Genomic DNA, 11683 nt, shown 5'->3' with positions numbered 1-11683 from the left:
ATGCCGGATTACTGGCAGTTCCCGACCGTATCCATGGGTCTGGGGCCTATCCAGTCTATCTACCAGGCCCACGTAATGAAGTACCTGCACAGCCGTGAGCTGATCGACATGGACGGCCGCAAGGTGTGGGCATTTGTGGGCGATGGTGAGTGCGATGAGCCGGAAACCCTGGGTTCTATCTCCAAGGCCGGCCGCGAGAAGCTGGACAACCTGATCTGGGTGGTGAACTGCAACCTGCAGCGCCTGGACGGTCCGGTACGGGGCAACGGCAAGATTGTCCAGGAATTGGAAGGCGTGTTCCGTGGTGCCGGCTGGAATGTGATCAAGGTGGTCTGGGGCCGTATGTGGGATCCGCTGTTCGAGAAAGACGAAGACGGCGTGATGCAACGGGCCATGGACGAGATCTGTGATGGCGAGCTGCAGAACCTGACCTTCAAGGGCCCGGCTTACACCCGCAAGGAATTCTTCGGCAAACACCCGGAGCTGGCCAAGCTGGCGGAGGATATGTCGGATGAAGATATCCAGAAGCTGAACCGCGGCGGCCACGACCCGTACAAGGTATATGCGGCCTACCACAAGGCGGTGAACCACGCGAACGGCAAGCCCACCGTGATTCTGGCCCACACCATCAAGGGTTATGGTTTCGGTGCAGCGGGCGAAGCCCAGAACACCGCGCACTCCCTGAAGAAGCTGGATATCGATACCCTGAAATCCTTCCGGGATCGCTTCGGTGTGCCGCTGAAAGACGAAGAGCTTGAAGACGTACCTTACTACCGCCCGGCGCCGGACAGCCCGGAGCTGGTGTACATGAAGAAGCGCCGGCAGGAGCTGGGTGGCTTCTATCCCAAGCGCAACAAGGATTGCCAGCCACTGCAGATTCCGGAACTGGATATCTTCAAGCAGGTGCTGGAAGGCTCCGGTGGCCGTGAAATCTCCACCACCATGGCGTTCGTGCGCATCCTGACCGCGCTGGTAAAAGACAAGCGCATCGGCAAGCGTGTAGTACCCATCGTGCCGGACGAAGCCCGTACCTTCGGTATGGAAGGCATGTTCCGCCAGCTGGGTATCTACACCGCGGAAGGGCAGAAGTATGTGCCCCAGGACCGCGACCAGATCATGTACTACCGGGAAGACAAGAAGGGCCAGATCCTTCAGGAAGGCATCAACGAAGACGGTGCCATGTCTACCTGGATGGCAGCGGCTACGTCCTATAGCACCAACAGCTTCCCGCTGATTCCGTTCTACGTGTTCTATTCCATGTTCGGTTTCCAGCGCGTGGGTGACCTGGCCTGGGCTTCCGGCGACATGCAGGCCCGTGGCTTCCTGATCGGCGGTACCGCCGGCCGTACCACCCTGAACGGCGAAGGCCTGCAGCACCAGGACGGCCACAGCCACGTACTGGCGAACACCATTCCGAACTGTAAGGCCTACGACCCGGCCTACGGTTATGAAATGGCCGTGGTGATCCGTCACGGTATGAAGGAGATGTTCGAAGACAACCAGAACGTCTTCTACTACCTGACCATCGAGAACGAGAACTACGAACAGCCCGCCATGCCGAAAGACTGTGAAGACGGCATCATCAAAGGCATGTACAAGTTCGAGTCTGTAGAAACCAAGGGCCGTAAGAAGAGCCCGCGGGTTCAGCTGCTGGGCGCCGGCTCGATCATGAATGAAGTGCGCGCCGCCGCACAGATGCTGAAAGACGACTGGGGTGTGGCTTCCGATGTGTGGAGCGTGACCAGCTACAACGAACTGGCCCGTGATGGCCAGCACGTGGAGCGCTGGAACCACCTGCACCCGGACGACAAGCCCCGCAAGGCCTACGTGACCCAGTGCATGGAAGATGCGCAGGGCCCGGTGGTGTCGTCTACCGACTACATCAAGCTGCACTCCGAGCAGCTGCGGGCATTCATCCCGAAAACCTACATGACCCTGGGCACCGACGGTTTCGGCCGCAGTGACACCCGCGAGAAGCTGCGCAGCTTCTTCGAAGTGGATCGTTACTACGTGGCGGTAACCGCGCTGGCAGCCCTGGCCAAAGACGGTGAAATCAAGCAGGAGCAGGTTCTCGAAGCTATGCGCAAGTACGGAATCGATCGCAACAAACCGAACCCGGTGCTGAGCTAAGGAGACCGCTATGAGTGAACAGGAAATCAAGGTTCCCGATCTCGGCGGTGCAGATGAAGTCGAGATCATCGAAATCATCGTCAGCGAAGGGGACTCGGTTGCAGAAGAAGATCCGATTCTGACAGTTGAATCTGATAAAGCCTCGGTAGAACTGCCAGCCCCGGCGGCTGGCAAGATCACCAAGATCACCGTGAAGGTGGGTGACAAGGTGAAGGAAGGCGATGTTATCGGCATGTTGTCTGCCAGCGGAGACGCTGGTGGCTCTGACGATGCGGAAGCGGACAAGCCTGAAGAAAAGGCCGAGGAGAAATCCGAGGCCAGGTCTGAAGACAGCAAGCCTGCACCGAAGAAGAAAAAGTCTGGCGGCTCCCGCACCGAAGTGGTGAAGGTGCCTTCGCTGGATGGCTTCGACGACGTGCCGGTGATCGAAATCAACGTGGCCGAAGGCGACACCATTGGCGAGGATGATCCGCTGGTGACCGTGGAGTCCGACAAGGCCACCATGGAAATCCCGTCTCCTTATGCCGGCAAGGTTGGCAAGATCCTGGTAAAGGAAGGCGACAAGCTTTCTGAAGGTGTCGACCTGCTGGAAATGACCATCGAAGATGATGGTGATAATGAGGACGAAGCGGCAGATTCCGGTGACAGTGCCAAGGCCGAAAGCCAGGCCAGCAAGCCGGAGAAGAAAGAGAGCAAGCCTGAAGCGGCCCCTCAACCGCAAGGCTCTACCTACGAGCCGCCGGCACCGGGCACCAAGGTGCATGCCGGCCCCGCCGTGCGCAAACTGGCACGGGAACTGGGTGCAGACCTGACCCGAGTGAAAGGCTCTGGCCCGAAAGGCCGCATCATCAAGGATGATGTGCACGCCTACGTCAAGAGCCAGTTGCAGCAGGCCCAGCAGGGTGGCGGCGTGGCGGTCGGCTCGGGCATTCCGGGCGTGAAACTGCCGGACTTCAGTCAGTTTGGTGAGGTCGAGCGTGAAGGCATGTCCCGCATGATGGCGGCCACGGCCACCAACATGCAGCGCAGTTGGCTGAACGTGCCCCACGTAACCCAGTTCGACGATGCCGACATCACCGAAATGGAAGCCTTCCGCAAAGGCCAGAAAGCGGCCGGCGAAAAGCGTGGCGTGAAAATGACCCCGCTGCCGTTCCTGCTCAAGGCCTGCGCGGCGGCACTGGCGGAACTGCCTCAGTTCAACGTGTCCCTGGACATGGAGCGCAAAGAGGTGGTGCGCAAGAAGTACATCCACATCGGCATAGCGGTGGATACGCCTCATGGCCTGATGGTTCCGGTGATCCGGAATGTCGACCAGAAAGGCCTGTGGGAGCTGGCGGCAGAAAGCGCCGAGCTGGCCCAGAAGGCGAGGGACAAGCAGCTGAAGCCGGCAGAAATGCAGGGCGCCTGCTTTACCATCACCAGCCTGGGCGGTATTGGCGGCACCGCGTTCACCCCGATTGTGAACACGCCGGAAGTGGCGATCCTGGGTGTCTCCAAGGCTTCTATGAAGCCGGTGTGGGACGGCAAAGAGTTCCAGCCGCGGCTGATGCTGCCGCTGTCGCTGTCCTATGATCACCGTGCAGTGAACGGGGCAGATGCCGCCCGGTTTACCAACCTGCTGACGCAGCTGCTGGGGGATATTCGGACCTTGTTGCTGTAGTCCTGAGTCGAGGGCCGCTCCGTAGCTTTTTAGTTGCGGGGCGGCTTTCTCGTTCTGGCCTTGAATCTGGCCAAATCCCCACCAATTTGCTGCATCAGGCTCTTACTTTGGAGAGCGAGAAGGGTTTCCTGCTCTCGCTCCCAGTCCTCAGCACTCATCACCACGAAAGCTTCTCCGGCTCGGCGTGTAACCTTGACCGGTTCATGCTGGCTAATTACCTGCTCAACAACATTTTCCAGGTTATCTCTAAACTTGTTTACACTGATTGTGTCCATGAAGCACCTCTATGTGTGGATATTTCGTGCAACTATGCATCATCAGCCCTAACGCAGTCATCAGGCTCGTTCTGGCTTTCGGCCTCCGACGGATGCCCCTGTCGGGTCGCCGTTTATGGCTGGCCAGCGACATGCTCGGCGGCAATGGCATCAGTGACGAATTCGGTGTTGCCCGGCATTCAGGCTTTCTTTTGATAAAATCAGTCTCTTCGGCCAATGCCCGGTTCGCCGGGCAGATCCACTATCAGCCTCATGGAACCCGCAAACCACCTTGAGGCCCTTATGACTCCCGCAGAACTGCTTTCTCAGCCACTCAAGCTTCCTAACGGCTCTGTTATTCCCAATCGCTTTGCCAAGTCCGCCATGAGCGAGACCCTGGGAACCATTGATAACCACCCCACCAAAGCACTGGCGACCCTATATCAGGCCTGGGCCGAAGGTGGTTCAGGGCTGTCGATCACGGGTAATGTAATGATCGACCGCCGGCACATCGGGGAGCCACAGAACGTGGTTATTGAGGATGAAAGCGATCTCGAGCTTCTGACCGCCTGGGCCAAGGCCGGGCAAAAGGGAGGCAAACAGATCTGGATGCAATTGAACCATCCCGGCAAGCAAAGCCCCAAAATGCTGAACAAGGACCCGGTCTCGCCCAGCGCGATACCATTCAAAAAAGAGCTCCGCAGCATGTTTGCCACACCCCGCGCCCTGACCGGCCCGGAAATTAAAGACATCATCCAGCGCTTTGCCCGCAGTGCTGCCATTGCCCAGAAAGCCGGATTCGACGGCGTGCAAATCCACGGCGCCCACGGCTACCTGGTGAGCCAGTTCCTGTCGCCCCATCACAACCAGCGCACAGACGAGTGGGGTGGCTCTGCCGAGAAACGCCGCAGCTTTGTGCTGGCGGTGTACCTGGCTATCCGGAAAGTTTGCGGTGAAGCGTTCAATATCGGCATCAAACTGAACTCCGCAGACTTCCAGCGCGGCGGTTTTACCGAGGACGAATCGCTGGCGGTGATCAAGGCACTCGTCGCAGAGGGGATTGACCTGGTAGAAATCTCCGGCGGTAACTACGAGAACCCAGCCATGGCCAGGGGTGCGGAAGACGGCGAGGTAAAAGCCAGCACCCTGGCGCGGGAGGCTTACTTCCTGGAATTCGCAGAGAAAGTGCGCAAGCTCACTGACGTACCCTTGATGGTGACGGGCGGCTTCCGCACCGAGACCGGAATGGCCGACGCGTTGGCTTCCGGCGCCACGGACCTGGTGGGCCTGGCGAGGCCGTTGGTGGTGGAGCCGGATTTGCCGAACCGGATTATGAAAGGCGATCAGGTGACCAGCGCGGTTAGGCCCATCAAAACAGGGATTCGACTGATTGATGACATGGCCCTGATGGAAGTGAGCTGGTACACCCGGCAGATCGGCCGGATTGCCAGGGGCAAAGCACCGAAACAGCATGACCGGGGGATTCTGTCGTTGATGGAGGTTCTCGGCGTGATGACAACCCGAAGCGTCCGTAGCAGGCTCCGGGCGGGTGAGTAAGCAGTTTGCAGGGCGGGGCCTTTGGCCCCGCCCTGCATCGTCCCCTGGTTAGTTCGCGAAGTACATCCAGTCAAAGTAATCGTGTAGATCCTGCATGGCATAGGCTTCTGCGGCTTGGGTAAGTTCAAACAACAGGCTTTGGTCTTTGGCAAGTTTCATGGCATTACCTCACAGAGTTGCAGCGGTTGATGCGGTGAGTGGTTTTCACCGGCTTGCAATTTGGTATTTGCATGAGCTGTGCCAGATTGTTTGCTGGCTTGTAAGGTCTTGAATATTTGAGGGAAGAGCCCGAATCGAGCAGGTGTGGGACTTGGAGGTTGAGCCAGAATGGTGCGTGTGCACCAGCCAGAAACGAAAAACCCCGGCCGGGGCCGGGGTAATTCTGAGTTAACTTCTGATAGGAAGGATCAGAAGTTGTACTGTGCTGCGAACATGATGCGGTTGGCGTCTTTGCTGTCGCCATCCACATTTTCTGTGTCCCAGTAGCCGTATTCAACGCCCATCATGGTGTTCTTCACCGGAGTCCACTGGTAGTTCAGGAACACGTTCTGGTTGGTCTCTTGGGCATTGGCCACGCCAGCGATAAGTCCGAATTTCGTCGTTTGGGCCGGCCGTTCAGTGCGAAGGTTTTGTGCACGGTGCGCCTGTCCCGGGCGCTGTATCCTGAGCACAGCCGGCACAATATGGACGCCCTTATTACCCGTCACAATTTACCTGAGGTGGAGCGGCATCGGGCCATGGGTGATGTAGCCGCGATGCTCGCGTTCTTCGAGCATGCCCGGGCAGAGCACGGTTCGGATGCCATCAACAACGCTATTCGGAAGCTCTGGCAGCGCCAGAGCACGCCCTCAAACGTCCCTGCCGAATTATTCGCCGGCCTGCCCCATGGCCCGGGGGTTTACCGGTTTTACGGTGACAACGATGTGCTGTTGTACGTTGGCAAAAGCACCAACATAGCGCAGCGGGTGGCATCCCATTTCTCGGGAGACCATCAGTCCAGCCGCGGGCTACGGCTGTCTGAAAGCCTGCGCAGTGAAGAGGAACTGGAAGACTTTCAGCCTGGAAACGAACCGGTCACCTTCGACCTGGATTCCTACAAACTGCTGGCCAAGGCAGTTCTGGGGAAAGACAAAAACCATCACCGCATCATCGAGTTGCCCGCTGTGGCACAACCGGCTGTTCTTATGCCCTGAGTGGCGTATTATGGGCAGATTCACCCTGTCACTTAGCAATGAGTCACTGAGAGAAACCGATGAACAGAGAACCCGTGTCCCGCGAACTTTTCGATGAAGTTATGGTGCCCAACTACGCCCCCGGAAACATCATTCCGGTGCGAGGCGAGGGCTCCCGCGTTTGGGATCAGGACGGGCGAGAATACGTCGATCTCCAGGGCGGCATTGCGGTCACCAGCCTTGGCCATGCCCACCCGGGACTGGTTGGTGCATTGCAGGAACAGGCCGAGAAAATCTGGCACCTGTCCAACGTAATGACCAACGAACCGGCCCTGCGCCTGGCCAAAACCCTGTGCGACCACACCTTCGCCGAGCGGGTATTCTTCGCCAACTCCGGTGCCGAAGCCAACGAAGCCGCCTTCAAGCTGGCCCGTCGTTATTCGTGGGAACACTATGGCCCGGAGAAGCATGAAATCATCTCCTTCAAAAACGCCTTCCACGGCCGCACCCTGTTCACCGTCAGTGTGGGCGGGCAGCATAAATACGTGGAAGGCTTCGAACCGGCCCCGGGCGGCATCCATCACGCAGATTTCAACGACCTGGACTCGGTAAAAGCCCTGATCTCCAAGGAGCAAACCTGTGCCGTGGTGGTTGAGCCCATCCAGGGCGAAAGCGGCGTACTGCCGGCCGATCCCGAATTCCTCAAGGGCCTGCGCCAGCTGTGCGACGAAAACAACGCTCTGCTGGTGTTCGACGAAGTGCAAACCGGTGTCGGCCGCACCGGCCACCTGTACGCCTATGAAATGTACGGCGTAACCCCCGACATCCTGTCCAGCGCCAAAGGCCTGGGCGGCGGTTTCCCGGTCGCCGCCATGCTGACCACAGCCAAAGTCGCCGCAAGCCTCGGCGTCGGCACCCACGGCAGCACCTACGGCGGCAACGCCCTGGCCTGTGCCGTGGCCCAGAAGGTGATCGACACCGTCAGCCAGCCGGAAATTCTCAAAGGCGTCAACGCCCGCTCCGACAAGCTCCGCAAAGGTATGATGAACATCGGCGAGCGTTACGGTGTGTTCTCCGAAGTGCGCGGCGCTGGTTTACTGCTAGGCTGTGTATTGACCGAACAGTGGCAGGGCAAGGCCAAGGACTTCCTGAATGCCGGGCTGGAAGAAGGCGTGATGGTGCTGATGGCCGGCGCCAACGTGATTCGTCTTGCGCCGTCACTGATCATCCCGGAAGTCGACATTGAAGAAGCGCTGGAGCGTTTCGAGGCAGCGGTTAAAAAGCTGACGGCATAGCACACGGTAGCCCGTGGAGCAGGAATCCCTGTCCGGGAATTTCGAAGGCCATGGATGGCCTGAGAGAAGCGCACATGGATGTGCTCGTAGCGGTTCCCGGACAGGGATTCCTGCTCCATGGGCGGGCGTCATGCTCCGTCGTTTTACAGCAAGGGAGCGAGGATTATGTGGCGAGTCCGTCCAGCAAAACTGGATGACCTGCAACAAATACTGGACATAGCCGGAACCCAGGGCGCCAGGCTATCTTCTACGCTACCCAAAACCGAACAACGCCTGGCCGAACGCATCAGCCACGCCCAGGCGTCTCTCGCCGCCCAGGCTCCCAAAACCCCACGGCGCATCCTGCTGGTGCTGGAAAACACCGAAACCGGCCAGATAGCAGGTACCGCCGGCATAGACAGCCGGGCCGGCAACGGCGAACCCTTCTACAACTACCGCCGCGACCACCTGATCCACGCCTCCCACGAACTGGGCACCTCCCGGCGAGTCGAGGTGCTTTACCCCAGCCACGGACTAACCGACCACACCTTGCTGTGCGCCTTCAGCCTGCGCCCCGAACTGCGCGAGACGACCGCTTTCGAGCTGCTCTCCCGGGCCCGGATGCTGTTCATTGCCAGCCACCGGGACTGGTTCAGCTCGCGCATGGTGGTGGAAATTCAGGGCGTTCAGAACGAAGACGGCAGCGTACCCTTCTGGGACAGCCTGGGCCGGCACTTCTTCAACATGGATTTTGAAACCGCAGACCAGTACTCCGGCCAGCTCAGCAAAACCTTCATCGCCGAGCTGATGCCGCCTAACCCCATCTACGTCACCCTGCTGAGCGACTCCGCCCAGGCCGCCATCGGTCAGCCCCACCGCCAGACCCAGGCAAATTATGAGTTGCTTCAGCAGGAAGGCTTCCTGCCGGGTAATTACCTGGATATCTTTGATGGCGGGCCGGTTCTGGAGGCCCGCACGGATGGCCTGCGAACCCTGATCACCAGCCACCCGAAAACCCTGCATGGCAGCCACGACGAGCATGGTGAAAACTGCCTGGTTGCGGCCGGTGAAGGTGAGCATTTCCGGTGCCTGCTTACCCCGATGGCAGAAACCCTCACCGACGATGTGAAAGTGCCGGTCAGTGCCTGGATGGGGCTGGAAAAGAGTGCCGGCGACCGGGCAAGGATCTCTCCGCTATGACCACGAAAAAGGGGAGGGCACCAACATGCTTTTGATCCGGCCACTGCAGGAAAACGACCTGGATGCCCTGTATGCCATGGCGCAGAATGCCGGCAAAGGCCTGACCACACTGCCGGCAGACACGGGGCTGCTGCAACGCAAGATCGACCGTGCCCGGGACTCCTTCAGTCAGCGTTGTGCCCCGGAGGCGGGCCTTTACCTGTTTGCGCTGGAAGACACCGAAACCGGGCAGGCGGTGGGCATCAGCGGCATCGAAGCCCGTGTGGGGCTCGAGGAAGTATTCTACAACTATCGCCTAAGCCTGACAGTAAACGCCTCCCGCGAGCTGGGTGTGCACGTGCGGACGCCCACCCTGCACCTGTCCAACGACATGACCGACACCACCGAAATCTGCTCGTTGCTGCTGGCAGACAATTACAAGGGCGACGGCAACGGGTTGTTACTGTCCCGGTGCCGGTTCATGTTCCTGGACGAATTTCGCAAGCATTTCTCCGACAAGGTGTTCGCAGAAATGCGTGGCGTGTCGGACGCCAATGGCCAGAGCCCCCTGTGGGATGCCCTTGGCAGCAAGTTCTTCGACATGGAGTTCAGCCGGGCGGACCGGCTTTCCGGCCTGGGCAATAAGTCCTTCATTGCTGAACTGATGCCGAAATACCCCATTTACTTGCCCATGCTGCCCGACAGCGCCCGGGCGGTGATTGGCCGGGTGCACGACAACACCCTGCCGGCCCTGAAGATGCTGGAAGCCGAGGGCTTCAACTTTAACGGCATGGTCGATATCTTCGACGGCGGCCCGGTGGTGGAAGCCTTCATTCACAACATCCGCAGTATCCGCGAATCCGTCAACCGGCACGCCATGGTGGTGAGTAAACCGGTCGATCTCGATGTGCCGCCGGAGCAGCGGGTGATGATCTCCAACCGCTCGTTCCGGGATTTCCGGGTAACCACCATCCCCGTGGACTGCATCGAGCCGGATACCATCCGGTTGCCCCGGGATGTGGCAGATGCGCTTCGGGTAGAGTCCGGAGACCCGGTTCGGCTGGCGCCCCTGAAAGATCAATTACGAATTCCGCACCGAAGGTGAGAGAGATGGCAACACACGTAGTTGAAGTGAACTTCGACGGCCTGGTCGGCCCGACCCATAATTACGCCGGGTTATCCTGGGGTAACGTGGCGTCGAAGTCTAACGTGAACGCCGTGTCCAACCCCAAAGAGGCAGCCTTGCAGGGCCTTGCCAAAATGAAAAAGCTGGCAGACAGGGGCTATGTGCAGGCGGTTCTGCCGCCCCACGAGCGGCCCCATATGGCCACCTTACGGGCGCTGGGGTTTACTGGCAGCGACCGGCAGGTTCTGGACAAGGTGGCGCAAACCGATCCGGCGATTCTGGCGGCAGTCTCGTCTGCCTCCGCCATGTGGACAGCCAATGCCGCCACGGTATCGCCAAGCGCTGATACTTCAGACCACCGGGTGCACTTCACGCCGGCCAACCTGAGTGCCAAGTTCCATCGCTCCATCGAGCACAGGGTGACCGGGCGGGCACTGAAGGCGATCTTTACCGACGAAAGCTATTTTGCCCACCATCCGGCCCTGCCTTCGGTCAGCCATTTTGGCGATGAAGGTGCCGCCAACCACACCCGTCTGTGTGCCGGCTATGGTGAGCCGGGTGTTGAGCTGTTCGTGTATGGCCAGGTGGCGTTTAACGAGAACGCCCCGGCGCCGGTGAAATACCCGGCCCGGCAAACCCTGGAAGCATCGCAGGCCATTGCCCGCCTGCACGGGCTGGGTGACGGCCATGCCGTGTTTGCCCAGCAGAATCCTGCTGCGATTGACGCTGGTGTCTTCCACAATGACGTGATTGCCGTGGGTAATGGCAATTGCCTGTTCTACCACGAGCTGGCGTTTCTGGATGAGCAGAAGGTGCTTTCCGATATCCGGGCGCGGCTGGCCAGAACAGAGCTGCAGCCGGTCCGGGTGTCGGCATCGGAAGTGCCCATCGAGGACGCGGTCGCTTCTTACCTGTTCAACAGCCAGTTGCTGAATACCCCGGATGGCATGTTGCTGGCGGTGCCGGGCGAGTGCCGCGAGGTAACGTCGGTCAGCCGTTACCTGGACAGCCTGCTGCAACAGAATGGCCCCATTACCGCAGTGGAAGTGTTCGATGTAAAGCAGTCCATGCGCAACGGCGGCGGCCCGGCCTGCTTGCGGCTGCGAGTGGTGCTGAGCGATGAAGAGCGGCGTGCCATCAATCAGGGTGTGGTTCTGACCGATGCCCTGTACGAACGCCTGACCGCGTGGGTAAATGCCCACTACCGGGATGAGCTGAGCCAGCAGGACCTGGCAGACCCCATGCTGCTGGACGAAGTGCGCAAGGCCCTGGATGAACTGACCGGTATACTGGGGCTGGGCTCGATCTACGATTTCCAGCTGTGACAGGCT

Annotated in this window: 10 protein-coding genes; 8 read left to right on the top strand and 2 right to left on the bottom strand. The window is 59.4% G+C overall.

Translation table 11 applies throughout. From position 1 onward, the window contains the following. Positions 1-2130, top strand: a 2130-nt coding sequence (gene aceE / locus B2589_RS08030; protein WP_286816197.1) for a pyruvate dehydrogenase (acetyl-transferring), homodimeric type, incomplete at its 5' end; no start/stop codon positions are given. Between the two features lie 10 nt (positions 2131-2140). After that, entirely contained in the window at positions 2141-3790 is a 1650-nt protein-coding gene (gene aceF, locus B2589_RS08025) for a dihydrolipoyllysine-residue acetyltransferase (RefSeq protein ID WP_286816196.1), read from the top strand. A gap of 29 nt (positions 3791-3819) precedes the next feature. On the opposite strand, the gene B2589_RS08020 is transcribed toward aceF, so the two are convergent. After that, on the bottom strand, positions 3820-4065 hold the full coding sequence (locus tag B2589_RS08020; RefSeq protein WP_286816195.1) for a type II toxin-antitoxin system Phd/YefM family antitoxin: 246 nt from the start codon (positions 4063-4065) through the stop codon (positions 3820-3822). Between the two features lie 282 nt (positions 4066-4347). On the opposite strand from B2589_RS08020, the gene B2589_RS08015 reads away from it, so the two are divergent. Further along, on the top strand, positions 4348-5601 hold the full coding sequence (locus tag B2589_RS08015; RefSeq protein WP_286816194.1) for an NADH:flavin oxidoreductase/NADH oxidase family protein: 1254 nt from the start codon (positions 4348-4350) through the stop codon (positions 5599-5601). 407 nt (positions 5602-6008) lie between these two features. On the opposite strand, the gene B2589_RS08010 is transcribed toward B2589_RS08015, so the two are convergent. Further along, entirely contained in the window at positions 6009-6176 is a 168-nt protein-coding gene (locus B2589_RS08010) for a hypothetical protein (RefSeq protein WP_286816193.1), read from the bottom strand. Between B2589_RS08010 and B2589_RS08005 the strand changes: the two genes are divergently transcribed. From B2589_RS08005 to astB, 5 genes are all read left to right on the top strand, one after another. Then, positions 6162-6794 carry an exonuclease domain-containing protein gene (locus tag B2589_RS08005; protein ID WP_339649593.1) on the top strand — a complete coding sequence of 211 codons (633 nt, stop codon included), beginning with the start codon at positions 6162-6164 and terminating at the stop codon, positions 6792-6794. The genes B2589_RS08010 and B2589_RS08005 overlap by 15 nt on opposite strands. A gap of 59 nt (positions 6795-6853) precedes the next feature. Beyond that, positions 6854-8068, top strand: a complete 1215-nt coding sequence (locus B2589_RS08000; protein ID WP_286816192.1) for an aspartate aminotransferase family protein — start codon at positions 6854-6856, stop codon at positions 8066-8068. A 165-nt stretch (positions 8069-8233) separates the two neighbouring features. Then, positions 8234-9247: an arginine N-succinyltransferase gene (locus B2589_RS07995; protein WP_286816191.1), complete on the top strand. Its 1014-nt coding sequence runs from the start codon at positions 8234-8236 to the stop codon at positions 9245-9247. A gap of 25 nt (positions 9248-9272) precedes the next feature. After that, positions 9273-10331, top strand: coding sequence for an arginine N-succinyltransferase (astA, locus tag B2589_RS07990; protein ID WP_286816190.1), 1059 nt, complete (start codon positions 9273-9275; stop codon positions 10329-10331). A 5-nt stretch (positions 10332-10336) separates the two neighbouring features. Next, on the top strand, positions 10337-11677 hold the full coding sequence (gene astB / locus B2589_RS07985; RefSeq protein ID WP_286816189.1) for an N-succinylarginine dihydrolase: 1341 nt from the start codon (positions 10337-10339) through the stop codon (positions 11675-11677). Positions 11678-11683: the final 6 nt, after the last annotated feature.

The organism is Marinobacter sp. UBA3607, from assembly GCF_002375525.1.
Taxonomy (GTDB): domain Bacteria; phylum Pseudomonadota; class Gammaproteobacteria; order Pseudomonadales; family Oleiphilaceae; genus Marinobacter; species Marinobacter vinifirmus.
Note: the sequence above shows the minus strand (reverse complement) of the source record. Positions and strands in the feature narration are given on the sequence as shown.